This is a genomic window from Microbulbifer sp. ABF4_107, assembly GCF_056312215.1.
Genome location: NZ_CM149983.1, coordinates 2455803 through 2474088 on the forward strand (window position 1 = coordinate 2455803; position 18286 = coordinate 2474088).

The following is an 18286-nucleotide window of genomic DNA, read 5'->3' on the forward strand; positions in this document are numbered from 1 at the left end:
AGCGCCCTCTGTTTACTGCTTTAACACTTAGTTACAGGTCGAGTCACCAATCTCTTCCCAGTCGGAAGAGGTGCTCGGCTCCTGGCCCTGAGTCCACCACTTGGCGCGGTAACGCTTGCCGTTGTGGTTGACTTCATCACCACCGTTGTAGGCCGTGCTGGCATTCCAGGGCACTTCCACGTCACTGATCAGCTTCCAGTCCGCGGCGCTGAAGCCCGGCTCCTGCTGGGTCCAGTACTTGGCTTCCCAGACCAGATCGTCGTGGCTGACCTCATCGCCACCGAGATAGGTGCTGCCGGACTGCCAGGCCGGGTAGTTACCCGCGTTCGGATCGGTCATGTCGCAGCCGCCACCACCGGTACTGTTGGTTACGGTCACGGTGACATTGGCACTGGCACTGTCGATACCATCGCTCACGGTCACTGTCAGGGTGAAGTCGGTATCGGCTTCTACCTGTGGCGCTGTGATCGTGATGGTGTCGCCGGTACCGCTTTTCATACCGCTCCAGGTGTAGGTCAGCGCGTCGCCATCGGCATCGGTGCCCACTGCGGTAATGGAATCGGTAGCCCCCTCCTGAATGGTGACCTGGGCCGGAGCAGTGACCTCCGGAGGCGTGTTGGCATCCGGTGGCAGCAGGAAGATGCTGACCTGGTCCGGAGTATCGTCACTCAGAGAACCGTCGCTGACGCTCAGCTCGAATACCAGTTCCTGCTCTGCAGACACTTCGGCAGCGGAGAAGCTCGGGTTGGCCGCAGAAGCGCTGCTCAGGGTTACCGGCGCACCGGAAACCTGGGTCCAGCTGTAGGTAAGAGCGTCGCCATCCGGGTCGCTGGAAGCACTGCCGTTCAGAGATACGGTAGCTGGGGTGACAACGATCTGATCGGCTCCTGCGTCGGCGCTCGGCGCCTGATTCGGCTGGTCGGCAAGCACCGTAACCACTACCTGATCGGTATCACTGGCGCCGCTGTCGTCGGTGACGGTCAACTCAAACACTAGATCTTCATCGGCAGTAACAGAAGGTGCGGTGAAGCTGGCAGAGACGCTGCTGGCGTTCTGCAGGCTGACACTGGCACCGGAAACCTGCGCCCAGCTGTAGGTGAGCGGGTCACCGTCGAGGTCACTGGAGCTGCTGCCATTCAGGGCGACACTTGCACCAGCATCCACAGACTGGTCACCACCGGCCCGCGCCGTCGGCGCGCGGTTGTTCTGACCACCGCCGTGTCCCAGGGCTTCGTGCATGGCATTGAGGATGTCACCGTTGTCCGCGTCGATTTCCCAGGAGAACAGGCCCGCCAGGTTATTGGCCTGGACATAGGCGCCCTTGGCCAGCACAGAGCGGCGGTTATCGTAGGTAATCAGGTCGCCGGTACTCGGCTTGAACATGTAAGGCGCTTCGGCGGTTTCGTCGTAGTACTCCTCCCACTGGCCGGTAGCAAGCCGCTCAACGATATCGCGGTAATCCACGACACCCGCTTCCCATGTGCCGTCCACTGCACCTGTGGCAGTACCGGTCATATGATCATTGCCGGTCCAACCGTTGACCCCGGTCCAGCCACGGCCGTACATGGCCGCACCTACCACCAGTTTGCCCGGATCCACACCGAGGCTCAGCATATTCTGAACGCCATTGTGAGCGGTGTAGTCGGTGTCAGGACGCCAGGACGGTGCGTACAGCGCCGTTTGGTGACCCAATGTTTCCAGGCTGAATGCGCCGTAGAAGTCGTAGGTCATCATGAAGATGTAATCCATGTACTGCTGTACATCGGCATAGTCCACATCTTCAATCTTGTCGGAGCCAGCACCAATGGCTGAAGTGAGCTGGTATTCACGACCAGTTTCCTGCTCGAGCCCATCGAGCATGGCGCGCAGGTCGCGCATCAACAGGCGATAGGTTTCGCCATCGGTGGCAGGATCGCCCAGATTCGGGTTGGCGCCCTGGCCGCCCGGGTATTCCCAGTCGATATCCACACCGTCGAAGAATTTCCAGGTGCGCATGAACTCTTCGACCGAGTCTACGAAAGTCTGACGCTTGGCAGCATCGCCGAAGAAGTAGAAGGGGTCTGACAGTGTCCAGCCACCAATGGAAGGCAGGATTTTCAGGTCCGGGTAGGCCTGCTTCAGCGCCATCAACTGGCCGAAGTTACCTTTGTAAGGGTCGGAATATGTCTGGCCGGTTTGCGACTTCTGTACTGCGGCGAATGGATCGTGCAGAGATACCTTGAAGTCTTCACGACCGGAACAGGAACGTTGCAGCGCCTGGAAAGAACCTTCGATTTCCTTCAGGCTGTCATTGATGCCGTCGCCACCACAGATCGGAATAAATCCGTAGATAATGTGGGTCAGGTTATAGGAGGGCATCATATCCACGGAGAATTTACGTCCGTAAACACCCCACTCCACAAAGTAGGTACCCACCACGGAATTGCTGGTGTTTTCGTACGGCTGGTTATTCTCGCCAGCGGTAATGGTCAGCGGGTCCAGGTGGCTGCCATCGGTGTCCGCAATCACGATATCGGTGGCTGCAGAGGTCGCACAGCCGTCGTCATTACACAGTGCAACCTGCAGTGAATACTGGCCGCCCTCGGCAACCTGCAAGGTTGCAGAGCCGGTTTGCGTATCGCCGCCAGTAACGGTCTGCTCCAGTACGACCTGCCCGTTTAACAGGTACTGCGCTGAAGTTGCGGGGTCACCGGACCACTTGGTCCATTCTACCGGCACTTCTGCGTAGTCGTTTACCGTAATCAGCTGCTCGTAGGCAGTGGCCGCGTCGTCCACCTCGATGATGGCAAAGCTGGTTTCCATCCACTCGATGGTGGGGGCGCCGGGTGCGGCGATGGCGGTGGAGCTGGTGGCGAGACCAAGCGCAAGGAGCGCGCGGCGCCAGGGACTGGGAGTGAGCCCTTTCATTGATTTTCACCTTGTCGTTATCTTTTATTGATCAGGATCTATCAATGAGAGCAGCGGTGTAGCGTCCGTCTTACCTCAACGGGCAGCGCTGCCCCCGATTGAACGGCATTCAGTAATGTCTGGATACCGGTACTTCTTTGTTATTTCTTTAACAGTACCTCTTTCAGCCATGACACCGCTGTCATTTTTCACAAAAACATGACAGCGGTGTCATTACTCTTTCACAATACCCCCGGACCTCAATCTTGACCAGCCCCCTTAGGCAGTCATGAGAGGTAAGTCACACAGAGGATTGCGTTTCTGGCGGGTATTTTTCGCTTTTGCGACCTGGGGAGAGGGAGAAAGAGGGTAAGAGAGAGGCACAAGAAAAGAAAAGCGGCCGAACTCTGTCGACCGCTTCGCCCCATTTTCCCAATCAAGCTGACTGAAACTTACCGCTGTTCGCCTCGCTGAAATCAATTCTCAGACCAGTGGCTACCCGCTGTGGGCCTATTTACGGTCATGCTCAGTCTCGGTTACGGACCGCTTTTTGTTGGCACTCCACCTCGTCTCGCGATGGGGGAGTCTTCCCGGGACTGGTACCAGTGTAGGATCCCTCGCGCGCATCCCAAACTTTTTTCTCATTTTGCTTTCCGCCTCCGCTTTTGCGCCACGGCAGCGTGGGGGCGGCGCTATCCGCACCATACACTCCAGCTGCGATATCCGAGCAAATGCAGACGGAGTAATTATGCAGTTTCAGACTTTTAAACGTGCCGGCCTGGCTTCCGCCCTGGCCCTCTCCCTGACCACAGCGGGTTGTGCCAACATGAGCGACACAGATCGCCGTGTGGGCACTGGCATTGGTATTGGCGCTGTCACCGGCGCACTGGTAACCGGTGGCGATATCGGCGGTGCCGCTGTCGGTGCGGCGCTTGGTGGCGCTGGCGGTTGGCTGTACGACCGCGAGAAGAAGAGACAGTATTACTACGACAGCCGCGGCCGCCGCGTTTATCGGTAACTGTCGGCAATATAGATATCCACTGCGCGCACAGTTAGTGTGATGTGTAGAGGATGCAAAAAACAGTGAGCCACAGGGCTCACTGTTTTTTTAGTGGTTTCACCAGGCCATCCAGGCCTTCAATCTTGATCTCCAGCGTTAACGCCATCAGGTGCCCCAGCCGCCCCTTGGGAAACTCTTTCTTGGCAAACCACAACAAGTACTCCTCCGGCAGATCGATCAATACCCGTCCCGCGTACTTGCCAAATGGCATTTCGGTGCGCGCGATATCCACCAGATCCTGCTTGTCCAGCATTTCAAATTCCCAGTCGGCTCAAATACTTATTTCAGAATTCTACACTGACTCGCCCCTACCCCGGCCAGATCTCTGCTGATCGCACAGACGGTTTTTGCTCTACGATTTCTATGGCAGTATCGGTTGACCGGCCTTCAGTGGCCGTTCATTTTTTGTTCGCCCGGAAGATCCCTGGCGCAATTTCCTGCACACTCAATAAACAAACAAGTGCAGACCCCAACAATTTGTTGAAGGAATGACAGTGAACAACATCAAGCTCACACACAAATTCGGGCTGGCCCTATCCATTGCCCTGCTCACCGCCTGTGGCAAATCCGCGCAAGAAAACGCAACTCCGGTGGATGCAGCCGCCGAGAAAAGTGCCCCCGCAGCCGAAACCGTCTCGACCGAAGGCATGTGGATGCCGCGTCAGCTGCCGGAAATCGGCAATAAACTGAAAGAGCTCGGCCTGGAGCTGGATCCGAAAACCATGACGGATCTGACCAAATTTCCGATGAATGCTGTGGTGAGCCTGGGTGGCTGCTCTGCAAGCTTCGTCTCCCCTCAGGGCCTGGTCGCCACCAACCACCATTGCGCCTACGGCTCCATTTCCTACAACTCCACCGAAGACAACGACCTGCTGGCCAACGGTTTCCTCGCCAAAACCCTGGAAGAGGAAGTGCCTGCGGCACCGGGGTCGCGTATCTATGTCACCGTGGACATGAACGAAGTCACAGACAAGATCAACAGCAAACTCAGCGATGACATGGACGGAGCCACCCGTTTCAAAGCCATTGAAGACGCGGAAAAGGCGCTGGTCGCCGAGTGTGAATCCGACCCCGGTCACCGCTGTGAGGTCTACAGCTACTACGGCGGCGCCAGCTATTACCTGATCAAACAGCTGGCCATTCGCGATGTGCGCCTGGTGCACGCTCCCGCGGCCTCCATCGGCAAGTTCGGCGGTGACATCGACAACTGGATGTGGCCGCGTCACACCGGCGACTACTCCTTCCTGCGCGCCTATGTGGGCCCGGATGGCAAACCCGCCGACTTCTCCAAAGACAATGTGCCTTACAAACCCAAGCACCACCTGACGGTGGCCACCGAGGGGCCAAAGGAAGGCGACTATGTAATGGTTGCGGGCTACCCGGGTCGCACCAACCGCTACCGCACCGCGGAAGAAGTCAGCAACAACTTCAGCTGGTACTACCCCACCATGCAGAAAGTACTGGCGGAGTGGTCTGAAGTAATCGGCTCTGCCACCGAGAACAACAAAGATGCCGCGCTCAAGTACGCAAGCCTGGTCGCCGGCCTCAATAACTACGCGAAAAACTTCACCGGCATGATGGAAGGCTACAACCGCAGCGACCTTCTGCAGCGCAAGCAGCAGTTGGAAAAAGACCTACAGGCGTGGATCGAAGCCAATCCGGAATCCAAGAAAAAGTACTCTTCAGTCATTGCCGACCTGAAGCAATTAATTGCGGAAGAGCAATCCACCCAGGAACGCGATCTGTTGCTGGGCTACATGAATCGCTCGGCGATGCTGAGCAGTGCACAGCGCCTCTATCGTCTCAGCCTCGAGAAGCAAAAGCCGAACATGGAGCGTGAACCCGGTTACCAGGAACGTGACATGACCCGCTTTAGCGAGAGCATGAAGCGCATCGAGCGCAGCTTCGAGCCAACCGTGGACCAGGCTATCTGGACCTACTTCCTCGAGCGCTATAACGCCCTGCCCCAGGATCAGCACCTGGAGAGCTTCGACAACTTCTTCGACGGAGAACTGAGTGGCGAGGCGCTGCAGAAAAAGCTATCCGCCATGTACGAAAAGACCGGGCTCACCGATACCGAAACCCGCCTCGCGTGGATGGAAAAATCACCGGAAGACTTCCGCAACAGCGACGATCCGTTCATCCAGTTGGCCGTGGCGACCTATGACGACCGTTTTGCCATTGAGCAGAACGAAAAAGCCATGTCCGGTCGCTTCGCCGAGCTGCGCCCGCAGTATATGGACCTGCTGATCGCCTACTACAACGAGCAGGGCAAACCGGTCTATCCGGATGCCAACAGTTCTCTGCGCCTCACCTACGGTTTGGTGAAAGGCTACACCCCGCCCGCAGGCACCATCAAAGGCGCGGCTGACGGCAACGATGGCAAGGATGGCTTTGTGCCCTTCACCACCCTGCGTGGCATCGAGGCCAAGTACACAGGCGTTGATCCTTTTGATACGCCCCAAGCACAACTGGATGCGATCAAAAACAAGGAGTACGGCCGCTTCTATGATGAGGACCTGGACTCTGTTCCGGTGAACTTCCTCACCACCGTAGACATCACCGGCGGCAACTCAGGTTCTGCCACCATGAACGGCAAGGGCGAATTTATCGGCCTGGTATTTGACGGCACCTACGACAGCATCAACGCAGACTGGGACTTCAATGACAATACCCGCGCAATCCATGTGGACGTGGAATATATGCTGTGGGTAATGGAAAACATCGACCACGCAGATAATCTGCTGGAAGAAATGGGTGTAGCGGAAAAATCCGATCACTGATATCCCGCTCTCCCTTTGAAAAAGCCGGCAGCCGCCGGCTTTTTTGTTTCTGAATACCGTCAAACATCCCGCCATCTCTCACCGCCTGCGTGACAGAATTAACAGTTTTCAACGGCCCCGAGTTTTTCCGGGCACCCACCCCTTGAAATCAAATAACCCGCGCACATGTTATTTCGGGAGCCAAGCTTGCGAACCTTCTTCCTGAGAATGGTCGCAGGAATACAGTACCCACCAGCCCCAAAGGAGCTAACCTATGGACACTCTGAAAAAGTTAAGCATTATCGGTTTTGCCGCGCTGTTGGTAACGGGAATCACGGCCTGTGAGAAAGAATCCGGTGCAGAAGAAATCGGTGAAACCATTGATGAAACCGCAACCGATATCGGTAATGCGGTAGAAGACACCTGTGAAGATGTAAAAGAAAAAGCCGGTGCAGAGGATAAAGACTGCTAAGCAGCAATGCCCCTTTACTAGCGGCATTTCCAGTAGCGCCAGGTTCGAGCACCCTAGCCGTCACCCGAGCCTGGCCGTGATACTGACAGCCCTGCGGAACTACACCAACTTCGTTTTTGTTTTTCCGCAGCGTTGACAGCGGTATTCGGTCACCAGTTTTCCCTGTTTTACATCAAACTTTCTTTCGGTGACTACTTTCCACTTGTGAAAACCGTCGCGGCATAAACTGCTACCCTTGTGTTTTTCCCAAGCGGTTTTCCGCTTAAATGGCAGCACGTCGCCCATCAGACCTCCCCGCCAGCCGCGTGGGCAGACGCCCAGGCCCATTGAAAGTTAAACCCGCCCAGCCAGCCTGTCACGTCGAGCACTTCACCAATAAAATAGAGCCCCGCTTGCTTCATACTTTGCATACTCCGCGATGACACTTCATTGGTATCCACGCCACCAAGGGTGACTTCTGCGGTGCGGTAGCCTTCCGTGCCCTCGGGGATCAGCGTCCAGATCTGCAGCTTTTCGCCTACATCCTTTAGCGCCTGTTCGCTGTACTGCTTGAGTGGTTTGCTTTCCAGGCCATTTCTCTGCAGGAAAAACTGTACCAGCTTTTTGCTCCACAACTCTGCCAGCACCGTATGTAGAAAGCTCTCCTGCTTTTTGCCGCGCTGCTCACTGAGCCACTCGGACAGGTCCAGCCCCGGTGCCAGGTCGAAGTTCACCGGTATACCCTCTTTCCAGTGGCTGGAAACCTGCAACACCGCCGGGCCACTCAGGCCCTTGTGGGTAAACAGCATCTGCTCGTGGAAATGGCCCTCGGCGCAGCTGGCATTCACTGCCAGTGAGGTTCCGGGTAATTCCTGCTGCCGCGCCAGTGCACGCTTATTCAATGTGAAAGGCACCAGCGCGGCGCGGGTGGAGATAATGTTGTGGCCGAACTGCCTGGCGAGGTCGTAGCCAAATCCGGTGGCGCCCATGGTGGGGATCGACAGGCCGCCGGTGGCGACTACCAGGGATTCACACACCACTTTGCCAAGGGAGGTGTGCACCTCAAAGCCTTTCGCACTCTCTTCATTAAGAGGCTCAACACGCTGGATCTCACAGCGGGTGCGAATCTGGGCTTTCGCTTCGCGGCACTCCGCCAGCAGCAGATCGACAATATCGCGGGATTTGTTATCGCAGAACAGCTGGCCGAGGGTTTTCTCGTGATAAGGGATGCCGTGCTTTTCCACCAGGGCGATAAAGTCCCACTGGGTATAGCGGGCCAGGGCGGATTTACAGAAGTGCGGATTTTCGCTGTAGAAGTTGTCCGGCGCCGTGTACAGGTTGGTGAAGTTGCAGCGGCCGCCGCCGGACATCAGGATCTTTTTGCCGACCTTGTTGGCGTGGTCCAGCACCAGCACGCTGCGGCCACGCTTGCCCGCCACCGCGGCACACATCAGGCCGGCGGCGCCGGCGCCAATGATCAGTACATCGGCCTGGGTGGGAAGGTCTGTCATTGGCTAGTGGTCTACGGATCAGGTCTTCGGCAGGGTGACGCCGCGCTGGCCCTGGTATTTACCGCCGCGGTCTTTATACGACACATCGCAGATTTCATCGGATTCGAAGAACAGCATCTGTGCCACACCTTCATTCGCGTAGATCTTCGCCGGCAGGTTGGTGGTGTTGGAGAATTCCAGGGTCACATGCCCTTCCCATTCCGGCTCCAGCGGCGTCACATTCACGATGATGCCGCAGCGGGCGTAGGTGGACTTGCCCAGGCAGATGGTCAGCACCGAACGCGGGATGCGGAAGTACTCCACGGTGCGCGCCAGGGCGAAAGAGTTAGGCGGGATAACACAGTAGTCGCCCTGCACATCCACGAAGCTGTCTTCGTCGAACGCCTTGGGGTCCACGGTGGCGGAGTGCACGTTGGTGAAGATCTTGAACTCGTTGGCGCAGCGCACATCGTAGCCGTAACTGGAGGTGCCGTAGGAGATCAGGCGATCGCCGGAGGCCCCGTGGCGTACCTGGCCCGGCTCGAAGGGCTCGATCATGCCCTCACTCTCAGCCATACGACGAATCCACTTATCGGATTTGATGCTCACCCTGTCCCCTCGCTTATCTGGTCTTGGCCCATTTCTGGCGGTCATTTGAAGAGGCCGAATCATAGCCGTTTTACCTTGTTCAAAAAAGTGCCAATGGGGTGTGTCGAATTTAGCGCACGCAGACCTGGTACGGGCTTGCCGATACTGGACACGTACTGTATAAATCACCAGTAGACACTGTACACACATACAGTCAAACCCCATCAGAACCCCCGTGTGGAGCGAGCCGATCGTGAACAGCGCCGAAAACTTTTTGCAAAACAAGCAGTTAGGTGATCAGCCAGCCAAGCAGGCCAATGACGAGCCGCTGCAGCAACTGCTGACCCGCCCGGACATCTGGCAACTGGCCAGTGGCCAGCGCCGTCCCCGCACCGGAATCAGTACCGGCTACCGCGGGCTGGATGCCTTGCTGGCCGGGCACGGTTGGCCCCGCGCGGCCACCACGGAGTTTTTGGTCGACAAGGCTGGTATCGGCGAGATGTCACTGATCCTGCCGACCCTGGCGGAACTCACCCGTCAGGGGCGCATGGTGGTCCTGATCAACCCGCCGCATATCCCCTACGCCCCGGCACTGGTACAGGCCGGCGTGCAACTGGAGAAACTGCTGATCCTGCACCCCAGAGGACAGCGGGATCAGCTGTGGGCGGCAGAGCAGTCCCTGCAATCCGGCGCCTGCGGTGCGCTGATTCAGTGGCAGAACAGGGAGACTCCGGCCGATAAAGACCTGCGCCGGCTGCAGGTAGCCGCCCGCGATGGCGACTGCCTGCATTTTCATTTTCGCCCCGGCTCCTGTGCACAAATCCCGTCTCCGGCAGCACTGCGCCTGCAACTGAAGAGCGATGGAGAGCAGCTGGCGCTGCACCTGTTCAAACAACTGAGCGGCAAGTCCGGCCAGCGCGTGCATCTGGCGCGCAACCCGGATTTGGTGCGACAGGACCAGCCGCTGCACTGAATGTGCAAGGCGGCGCGAGGAACACCTTATGCTCTGGCTCTGTATTCAGCTCCCAAAACTCTCCCTGGAAGCACTGACCCGCGCCCACCGCGCCGGCGACAATACCGCGGTGGCCGTGGCCCAGAACAGCCTCATCATTGAAGCCAACCCCGCGGCCAATGCCCACAATGTGGAGCCCGGACTCAGCATCGCCACCGCCTGCGCCTACTGCGCCGAACTGCAATTGCTGGAACGGGACCCGCAGCGGGAAGAGCAGTTACTACAACAGCTGGCCCAGTGGGCCTACAGCTTTACCCCGGTGGTTTCCCCACGCAGCGCCGAGCGCGAACAGAACCAGGCAGACAGCAATTTCGCCTGCCTGTATCTGGAAATCAGTGGCAGCCTCAAGGCACACCACGGCCTGGCGCCCCTGCTGCAACAACTGGGCAAAGAGCTGCGCAAGATGCGCGTCCATCATTTTATGGGCCTGGGGCACAGCCCCAGCGCCGCCCACCTGCTCAGCCAGTTGCCGGAACACCGCCAGTGGCTGGCCGAAGCCAGAACCGCTCCCACGCCCCAGCAGTGGCGCCAGTGGATCAGCTTCGCCCCCAGCAAACTTCTCGACTGCAATCACAAGGCCATCGCCAAGTTGTATGCCTGCGGTATCAAGCGCGTCAGCCAGTTGCTGGCAATTCCGCTGTCGGAAGTGGGCAGTCGTTTCGGGCGCGGATTCATCGACTACCTCGCCCGCCTGAACGGCACCCGCCCGGATCCGGTAGCCAGCTTCGAGCCACCGGCGGAATTTCACAGTGAACTGTTTTTCCCGAGCCCGCTGGATAACAGCGAGCAACTGCTGTTCCCCGCCGGCCGCCTGGTGCGTGAGCTGTGCCGGCAGTTGCAGCGCCGGCAGTTATACAGTCAGCAGTTGTGCTGGGTGCTGGATTACGGCAGCCGCGGCCACCAGCAGGTCCATGTGGATATCTCCCGCCCACTACTCGATCCCCAGCGCCTGATCGCGCTGACAAAATTGCAGTTTGAACGGGTTGAACTGAAGGAGCCGGTGCAGGCATTGACCCTCAAGTGCCAACAGTTGCGTCCCATTGAAAGTCACAGTCTGCGGGAGGATTTTTTTGACGAGGGCAGCAAGCTGCACGAGAGCTACCAGCTGATCGACAAGCTCAAGGCCCGCCTCGGGCACCAGGCTCTCTCCGGCGTCACCCTCAAGGAAAGCTACCTGCCGGAACAGGCCTGGCAAAACGCCGACAGCCTCACCCTGCAGAGTAAATCCCGCAGCCACCAACTCACGCCCGTGAATGCCCCCCGCCCCAACTGGTTACTGCCGCGGCCCGACCGTATTCAGCAGCGCGACCACAAACTGTTTTACGACGGCGAACTACATTTATTGCAGGGACCAGAGCGTATCGACGGCTACTGGTGGCAACACCACCGCCACGCCCGCGACTACTACATCGCCCGCGGCGCCCACGGCAGTCTTTACTGGGTATACCAGGATCTGGCGTCAGAGGACTGGTATCTGCACGGGGTTTATTCATGACTGGGTTAAGACAACCCTGTGTTTACCTTCTTGCAAACCAGCGTAATGGCACACTTTATACGGGTGTTACATCCAACCTTGTACAGCGTATCTGGCAGCACAAGGAAGGCGTTGTCGAAGGTTTCACTCGGGAGTATGGAGTGAAAGACCTTGCCTGGTACGAGCTACATGACACGATGGAAAGTGCCATTCGAAAAGAGAAAGCGATAAAGAACTGGCGGCGAAGCTGGAAGCTGAACCTGATTGAAAGTAGCAATCCAGAGTGGCGAGATCTGTACTACGACATCCTCTAATCGCCCCCGTCATCCCGGACTTGATCCGGGATCCAGCTGCAGGAGCCTGACGACCACCGAGCAACTGGATACCGGCCTACGCCGGCATGACGAGTGATGGGGCTTGGCGCAAATACACCAACCACCCGCCTGTCATCCCGGACTTGATCCGGGATCTGTAGGAGCCTGACGACCACCGAGCAACTGGATACCCGCCTACGCCGGTATGACGAGCGAAGGGGCTCGGCGCAAATACACCAACCACCCGCCCGTCATCCCGGACTTGATCCGGGATCCAGGCTACAGGAGGCCAACAAATCCGCCGAACAACTGATACCGGTACCGGATCAAGTCCGGCACAAGCTATACACCGGTATGACGTATCGGATATTTATCGGTATGCAGTACGCCGAACTTTTTTGTCAGAGTAACTTTTCATTTCTGCAGGGCGCCTCGCATCCGCAGGAGCTGGTTGCGACCGCACATAAACTCGGTTATCGCGCGATTGCGATTACCGACGAATGCTCCATGGCGGGAGTAGTGCGGGCCTATGCCGAACTGGAGAAACTTCAAGCCGAGGGTAGTCAGTTAAAGCTGATTTGTGGCAGTTTCTTGCGCCTGGAGGAAGAATCGCAGCAAGTGGTTTTACTCGCACCGGACAGGCTTGCCTACAGCGAAATCTGCCAGCTGATTTCCACCTCGCGCCTGCGCGCCGAAAAAGGCCAGTACCGGACGTTTATTCAGGACCTCCTCAATCACTGCAAACATGCACTGTGCCTGTGGCTTCCAGGCAGCGAGCCTTTCACACTTCCCGATACGCTGAAACAACATTTCGGCGGGCGGCTCTCTATCGCCCTGAGCCATCACCTGCTCCCCAGTGAAAACCAGAGGCAGCACAAGCTACTGGCTTTTGCCAGATCCCAGCGGCTACCGCTGGTTGCTACCAACGCGGTACTTATGCACAACCGTAGCCGCAAGCCACTGCAGGATGTACTCAATGCCAACTACCATAACTGTACTCTGGACCGGCTGGGGTATCACCTGCAGCAGAACGCTGAACGCTACCTGCGCAGCCTGCCGGAAATCGCTGCACTTTATCCACAGGGTGCCATCGACAACACACTGAAAATTGCTGAGCAATGCACCTTCAGTCTGAAAGAACTGCAATATCAGTACCCCTCCGAGGCTATGGCGAAGAATAAAACCGCCAGTGCGTATCTGCGTGAACTGGTGGATACTGGCATTGATAAGCGCTGGCCTCAGGGACCCCAGACGCATATTCGCCAACAAATCGAAACAGAGCTGGCATTGATCGCCGAGCTTCAGTACGAGCACTACTTCCTCACCATTTACGACATCGTCCAGTACGCGCGTAAACAGCACATCCTCTACCAGGGACGCGGCTCCGCAGCCAACTCAGTGGTGTGTTACTGCCTGTTTATCACCGAGATTGACCCACACAAGATCGGTCTGTTGTTCGAGCGGTTTATTTCCCGCGAGCGCAACGAGCCGCCGGATATCGATGTGGATTTCGAGCACGAGCGGCGCGAAGAAATTATCCAGTACATCTACCGCAAGTACGGCCGCGAGCGCGCCGGGCTCGCGGCCACCAAAACCACCTACCGTTTTAAAAGTGCACTGCGGGATATCGGCAAGGCTCTGGGGCTCGGGGCGGCAGTTATTGAACAGTTGCAGGCGGAGCGCAGCTGGTGGGACAAGCTGGAGGATTTTCCACAGCAGATGAAAAAGGTTGGCATCGCTCCAGAAAGCGTAACCGGGCGCATGCTGCCCAGGCTACTGGAGCAGATTTACGGTTTCCCCCGCCACCTGTCCCAGCATGTGGGCGGCTTTGTGATTACCGAGCTGCCACTGAGCCAGCTGGTGCCCATCGAAAATGCGGCCATGGATGACCGCACCATCATTCAGTGGGACAAGGAAGATATCGAAGACCTGAAACTGATGAAGGTGGATATTCTCGCCCTCGGCATGCTCACCGCCCTGCGCAAATCCCTTAGCTATATGGCGCTGTACGGAAAGCGTATGCGCCTGCAGGATATTCCCGCCGACGACCCGGCGGTGTATGCAATGATGTGCCGCGCGGATACCGTGGGGGTATTCCAGATCGAATCCCGCGCGCAGATGAGCATGCTGCCGCGCCTGCAGCCGCAGACCTTTTACGAGCTGGTAATCGAAATTGCCATCGTGCGCCCGGGTCCAATCCAGGGTGGGATGGTGCACCCCTACCTGCGCCGCAAGCAGAAACTCGAGCCCATCCACTACCCCCACGAAAACCTGCGCCCGGTGCTGGAGCGCACCTTGGGTGTGCCGATTTTCCAGGAGCAGGTGATCAAGCTCTCCATGGTGGCCGCCGGCTTCAGCGGCGGTGAGGCAGATGCCCTGCGCCGCGCCATGGCCAGCTGGGGCAAGAACGGTAACCTGCTGCAATTTCGTGAAAAACTGATCAACGGCATGCTGGCCAATGGCTACGAGCACAGCCTCGCAGAACAGCTGTTCGAGCAGATGAAAGGTTTCGGCTCTTACGGTTTTCCGGAGTCCCACTCCGCCAGCTTCGGCCTGCTCGCCTACTTTTCCGCCTGGATCAAATGCCACCACCCCGCCGCTTTCTACACTGGCCTCCTGAACAGCCAGCCCATGGGGTTTTACGCCCCGGCGCAACTGGTATACGACGCCCAGCGGCACGACGTGAAAGTGTTACCGCTGGATGTAAATCACAGTAGCTGGCACCACAGCCTGGCGCTGGCCGATGGCACAAAGGGTACCGATGGCAAAACTTCGGTGGCCCCCGCCATCCGCCTGGGCTTGCGCCTGGTAAAAGGGCTGGCCGAAGAAACTGTGGAAACTATTGAGACAGAGCGGGTTCGGGGCAACTTCCAGTCACTGCAGGACTTTGCCCAACGGGTCGATATCCCCCAACAGCAGAGTGCGATTCTTGCCCACGCCAACTGTTTCTACAGCATCGGCGAGAACCGTTTCCACAGCACCTGGCAGGCGCTGAACACACAACTGGAGCATAGTGCCCCGCCACAACATCAGCCGGAAACCAGTCAGGAAGACAATATCTACAGCGACTACCAAAGTAGCGGCCTGACTCTGCGCGAGCATCCGGTGGCACTGCTGCGCAGGCAAAAACGTTTTCACAATCTGGTACGCGCCTGTGACCTGGAAAAGCGCAGAGATGGAGACAGAATCCGGATACTGGGATTGGTCACCTGCCGGCAGCGCCCTGGCAGCGCAGCCGGTGTGCTGTTTCTAACCCTGGAAGATGAGACCGGTGTGATCAATGTGGTGCTGTGGCAACAGGTTCAGGAACGCTTCCGCAAGGAAATTCTCAGTGGAAAAATTCTGTTAATAGAGGGAAATTTACAGATCAGCCGGGATGCACAGACGCAGGAACTAGCCGTGATTCATCTGATCGGCAAAAAAATCGACGGTATTATCTGGAAAGGAATCCAGCATGTGAGGAGTTTTCACTAATACAGGGCATCATGTGTATTACCCAAAATCCTGCTTTTCCATCCAAGGAATAATACGCTCGAACGCCCGCTCGATATTCTCGATGGAAGTAGCATAACTGAAGCGCAGCGCATTGCGACAACTCTCACCAAAGGTATCCCCGGCGATTGTGCACACGCCGGTTTCCCGCAACATACGCAGAGCGACATTATTGCCATTCACGCCTTCCGGCAGTGCCGGGAACATATAAAACGCCCCTTCCGGCACATAGCCTTCGAGAAATGGTGTTTCATCCACCAGCTCCACCAGTCGATTGCGGCGTTTTTTATAAGTATTTACTGTCTCCGTGACAAAGCTCCGATCCCCTTTCAGAGCGGCAACACCGCCCCACTGGCAGGGAGTGTTCGCCACGGTAGTGGTGAACATGTGGTAGCGGCGCAGTTTGCGAATGGCACCCTGGCTCGCAATCAGCCAGCCAACCCGCATACCGGCCATGCTGAAGGTTTTGGAGAAGCTGCTCATCACCATCACATGATCCAGGTCCGAGCAGCAGGAGAGGACACTCGCATAGTCGCGGTCGTCATAGATCAGGTGGTCGTACACCTCGTCGCTGATCACATAAATTCCGCGGTACGCCGCTTCCTGCACAATGGTTTCCACGGTTTCCCGCGGATAGACTGTGCCGGTGGGGTTGCTCGGAGAATTCAGGATGATCGCGTGGGTATTGGTATCGATCGCGTCGATGACTTCCTGCGGATCCAGCTGGTGATTGTTCTCCGCGCGTGTCGGAATATATTTCACCTCACCACCGTTCATGCGAATCAGCGGTGCGTACAACATGAACGAGGGATCCGGCACGATAAATTCACGCCCCGGGGCCGATACGGCAGTCAGCGCAAGATAAATCGCCTCGGTAGCCCCGGTGGTAATCAGGATATTCTCCGGGCTGATCGCTCGCCCGGAACGTTCACCGTAGTATTCCGCCAGTGCCTCCAGCAATTCCGGTAAGCCCGCATCCATGGTGTAACCGGTCTGCCCGGCATTCAGTGCATCCACCGTTGCCTGCACCACGTGGGGCGGTGTCGGCGCATCGGGCTGACCGATGGAGAGATGAATAACATCCTCCATGGACGCGGCCATGTTGACCATTTTTCGAATTCCGGGCACTGGAATCGTAAGCAATGCCGGGTTCCATACCGGATCTTCCGACTCGTAAAAATCAAAGTCCAACCGGCTCATGGGTCCACACCCTCCGCTGCACCTTCCTCAGAGCTTTCGTAGAAAAGTCCGGGGCGTTTATCGGTCAGCGGGGCTGCCAACTGATAGGCCTGCGCCGCGCGCAACACCGCGCGATCGTCAAAGCGCGCGCCGACCAGCTGCAGGCCGATGGGCAAGCCTGCACTGTCAAAACCACAGGGCACCGAGATGGCCGGTTGTCCGGTCATATTGAATGGATAGGTAAAGGGCGTCCACGAAGGCCAGCGGGTGCTGGGCCAGTCTTCCGGCACTTCACGCCCCGCGGTAAATGCGGTAATTGGCAGGGTCGGGGTCAGCAACAGGTCGTATTTTTTGTGGAAGGCCGCCATACGCTCGCACAGGGCGGCGCGCTCATTGACGGCTTCGAGATAGTCCAGCATGGAAAGCTGTGCCGCCTTTTCCGAAACCGCCACCAGTTGCGGATCCATGATCATGCGCTGCTTTTTACTGATATTGCGCAGGGCGTTGGCGGCGCCGCCGTAGAACAGGTGGCCAAATGCCCCCAGCGGGTCGTCGAACCCTGGGGCCACTTCGGTGACTTCCGCTCCCAGGGATTGCAGCAGTTTGGCCGCGGCACGCACACTGTCTTCCACCTCGCGTTCCACCTGCACGTAGCCGAGAGTTGCACTAAACGCGATATGCACACCGCGCAGTAAATCCTGCGGTTCCCCTTCCAGGGCGGCGAGATAATCGATATTACGGCGAGGAACGGCGTTGGTATCCCGGCAGTCCGCTTCCGACAGGACATTCATCAGCAGCGCACAGTCCGCAACCGTCCACGTCATGGGTCCGGCATGGGCGAGGGTGCCAAACGGACTGGCCGGCCAGTGCGGCACTTCGCCAAAGCTTGGCTTCAATCCGACGAGTCCGCTAAATCCTGCGGGAATGCGGATAGAGCCACCCGCATCGGTGCCCAGTGCCAGTGGCCCCATACCCAGTGGTACAGCGGCTGCACTGCCACCACTGGAGCCGCCGGCGGTTTTATCCGGGTCCCAGGGATTGCGGGTGACACCATCCACCGGGTTATCGGTAACGCCCTTCCAGCCAAATTCCGGCGTGGTGGTTTTCCCCAGGGGCACGGCGCCGTTGCGATTGAGTGCCGCAACACTCGGCGCTTCTTTGCCGATAGTGGATTTCGGGTCGATGGTTTTGGAGCCCTTGATGGTGGGCCACTGGGGCGTAAGGAACACATCCTTGATGGCGACCGGCACACCGTCCAAAAGCCCCTTGGGATTGCCCTGTTGGTAGCGCTGCTCGGATTCCCGTGCATACGCCAGCGTCGTTTCCGCATCCACCAGGTTATAGGCATTCACCACCGGATTACACCGTTCTATCTGCGCGAGCATGGCCTGTGTGGCCTCAACCGGGGAAAATTGCTTGTCCTTGTAGCCCTTGAGCAATTCCAGTGCAGACAGTCGGATGAATTCGGTCATCGGCGCTATTCTCCGTGTTGTGCGATCGCCTATTGTCACTTGTCGTTGGAATACGGTCTTTTTATGACGCGTCCCCCTAATGTAGACCTAATTGGCGCCGTTTCGG

At 57.6% G+C, this 18286-nt stretch carries 14 protein-coding genes; 7 read left to right on the plus strand and 7 right to left on the minus strand.

The features are described 5' to 3' along the window. Nucleotides 1-27 precede the first annotated feature (27 nt). On the minus strand, nucleotides 28-2907 hold the full coding sequence (locus ACYX4K_RS10175) for a glycosyl hydrolase family 18 protein (RefSeq protein ID WP_475092237.1): 2880 nt from the start codon (nucleotides 2905-2907) through the stop codon (nucleotides 28-30). Nucleotides 2908-3634: 727 nt separating this feature from the next. On the opposite strand from ACYX4K_RS10175, the gene ACYX4K_RS10180 reads away from it, so the two are divergent. Continuing rightward, nucleotides 3635-3904 carry a hypothetical protein gene (locus ACYX4K_RS10180; RefSeq protein ID WP_475092236.1) on the plus strand — a complete coding sequence of 90 codons (270 nt, stop codon included), beginning with the start codon at nucleotides 3635-3637 and terminating at the stop codon, nucleotides 3902-3904. A gap of 79 nt (nucleotides 3905-3983) precedes the next feature. Here the strand turns inward: ACYX4K_RS10180 and ACYX4K_RS10185 are convergent, their stop codons facing one another. After that, a complete protein-coding gene (locus ACYX4K_RS10185) occupies nucleotides 3984-4199 on the minus strand; it encodes a DUF3820 family protein (protein WP_475092235.1) in 216 nt (71 codons plus the stop codon). Nucleotides 4200-4440: 241 nt separating this feature from the next. On the opposite strand from ACYX4K_RS10185, the gene ACYX4K_RS10190 reads away from it, so the two are divergent. Together ACYX4K_RS10190 and ACYX4K_RS10195 are read left to right on the plus strand one after the other, a co-directional pair. Continuing rightward, a complete protein-coding gene (locus ACYX4K_RS10190; RefSeq protein WP_475092234.1) occupies nucleotides 4441-6729 on the plus strand; it encodes a S46 family peptidase in 2289 nt (762 codons plus the stop codon). A gap of 253 nt (nucleotides 6730-6982) precedes the next feature. Next, the gene (locus ACYX4K_RS10195) at nucleotides 6983-7180 is read left to right on the plus strand and encodes a hypothetical protein (protein WP_475092233.1); all 198 of its coding nucleotides are present in this window, start codon (nucleotides 6983-6985) and stop codon (nucleotides 7178-7180) included. A gap of 99 nt (nucleotides 7181-7279) precedes the next feature. On the opposite strand, the gene ACYX4K_RS10200 is transcribed toward ACYX4K_RS10195, so the two are convergent. From ACYX4K_RS10200 to dcd, 3 genes are read right to left on the minus strand one after another with little or no spacing between them, the layout of a single operon-like run. Next, nucleotides 7280-7465 (minus strand): hypothetical protein, encoded by a 186-nt coding sequence (locus tag ACYX4K_RS10200; protein WP_475092232.1) that lies wholly within the window; start codon nucleotides 7463-7465, stop codon nucleotides 7280-7282. Further along, nucleotides 7465-8670 carry a BaiN/RdsA family NAD(P)/FAD-dependent oxidoreductase gene (locus ACYX4K_RS10205; protein ID WP_475092231.1) on the minus strand — a complete coding sequence of 402 codons (1206 nt, stop codon included), beginning with the start codon at nucleotides 8668-8670 and terminating at the stop codon, nucleotides 7465-7467. Before ACYX4K_RS10205 ends, ACYX4K_RS10200 begins: the two co-directional genes overlap by 1 nt. Nucleotides 8671-8688: 18 nt before the next feature. Continuing rightward, a complete protein-coding gene (gene dcd, locus ACYX4K_RS10210) occupies nucleotides 8689-9258 on the minus strand; it encodes a dCTP deaminase (RefSeq protein ID WP_475092230.1) in 570 nt (189 codons plus the stop codon). 232 nt (nucleotides 9259-9490) lie between these two features. On the opposite strand from dcd, the gene imuA reads away from it, so the two are divergent. The 4 genes from imuA to ACYX4K_RS10230 all read left to right on the plus strand — a co-directional run bounded on the left by imuA (nucleotide 9491) and on the right by ACYX4K_RS10230 (nucleotide 15511). Continuing rightward, nucleotides 9491-10210: a translesion DNA synthesis-associated protein ImuA gene (imuA, locus tag ACYX4K_RS10215; RefSeq protein WP_475092229.1), complete on the plus strand. Its 720-nt coding sequence runs from the start codon at nucleotides 9491-9493 to the stop codon at nucleotides 10208-10210. A gap of 28 nt (nucleotides 10211-10238) precedes the next feature. Further along, nucleotides 10239-11744, plus strand: coding sequence for a Y-family DNA polymerase (locus ACYX4K_RS10220; RefSeq protein ID WP_475092228.1), 1506 nt, complete (start codon nucleotides 10239-10241; stop codon nucleotides 11742-11744). Beyond that, complete coding sequence (locus tag ACYX4K_RS10225; RefSeq protein WP_475092227.1) at nucleotides 11741-12037, plus strand: GIY-YIG nuclease family protein; 297 nt, start codon at nucleotides 11741-11743, stop codon at nucleotides 12035-12037. Before ACYX4K_RS10220 ends, ACYX4K_RS10225 begins: the two co-directional genes overlap by 4 nt. Nucleotides 12038-12415: 378 nt before the next feature. After that, nucleotides 12416-15511, plus strand: coding sequence for an error-prone DNA polymerase (locus ACYX4K_RS10230; protein WP_475092226.1), 3096 nt, complete (start codon nucleotides 12416-12418; stop codon nucleotides 15509-15511). An 18-nt stretch (nucleotides 15512-15529) separates the two neighbouring features. On the opposite strand, the gene ACYX4K_RS10235 is transcribed toward ACYX4K_RS10230, so the two are convergent. Beyond that, complete coding sequence (locus tag ACYX4K_RS10235; RefSeq protein WP_475092225.1) at nucleotides 15530-16729, minus strand: pyridoxal phosphate-dependent aminotransferase; 1200 nt, start codon at nucleotides 16727-16729, stop codon at nucleotides 15530-15532. Continuing rightward, a complete protein-coding gene (locus ACYX4K_RS10240) occupies nucleotides 16726-18180 on the minus strand; it encodes an amidase (protein ID WP_475092224.1) in 1455 nt (484 codons plus the stop codon). Before ACYX4K_RS10240 ends, ACYX4K_RS10235 begins: the two co-directional genes overlap by 4 nt. Nucleotides 18181-18286 lie beyond the last annotated feature (106 nt).

What these genes read in the sequence shown, in the direction of transcription:
- ACYX4K_RS10225 (WP_475092227.1), top strand. Translation starts at nt 11,741, where the DNA reads ATGACTGGGTTAAGACAACCCTGTGTTTACCTTCTTGCAAACCAGCGT.
- ACYX4K_RS10240 (WP_475092224.1), bottom strand. Translation starts at nt 18,180, where the DNA reads ATGACCGAATTCATCCGACTGTCTGCACTGGAATTGCTCAAGGGCTAC.
- ACYX4K_RS10185 (WP_475092235.1), bottom strand. Translation starts at nt 4,199, where the DNA reads ATGCTGGACAAGCAGGATCTGGTGGATATCGCGCGCACCGAAATGCCA.
- ACYX4K_RS10230 (WP_475092226.1), top strand. Translation starts at nt 12,416, where the DNA reads ATGCAGTACGCCGAACTTTTTTGTCAGAGTAACTTTTCATTTCTGCAG.
- ACYX4K_RS10205 (WP_475092231.1), bottom strand. Translation starts at nt 8,670, where the DNA reads ATGACAGACCTTCCCACCCAGGCCGATGTACTGATCATTGGCGCCGGC.
- ACYX4K_RS10235 (WP_475092225.1), bottom strand. Translation starts at nt 16,729, where the DNA reads ATGAGCCGGTTGGACTTTGATTTTTACGAGTCGGAAGATCCGGTATGG.
- ACYX4K_RS10195 (WP_475092233.1), top strand. Translation starts at nt 6,983, where the DNA reads ATGGACACTCTGAAAAAGTTAAGCATTATCGGTTTTGCCGCGCTGTTG.
- ACYX4K_RS10200 (WP_475092232.1), bottom strand. Translation starts at nt 7,465, where the DNA reads ATGGGCGACGTGCTGCCATTTAAGCGGAAAACCGCTTGGGAAAAACAC.
- ACYX4K_RS10220 (WP_475092228.1), top strand. Translation starts at nt 10,239, where the DNA reads ATGCTCTGGCTCTGTATTCAGCTCCCAAAACTCTCCCTGGAAGCACTG.
- ACYX4K_RS10180 (WP_475092236.1), top strand. Translation starts at nt 3,635, where the DNA reads ATGCAGTTTCAGACTTTTAAACGTGCCGGCCTGGCTTCCGCCCTGGCC.
- ACYX4K_RS10175 (WP_475092237.1), bottom strand. Translation starts at nt 2,907, where the DNA reads ATGAAAGGGCTCACTCCCAGTCCCTGGCGCCGCGCGCTCCTTGCGCTT.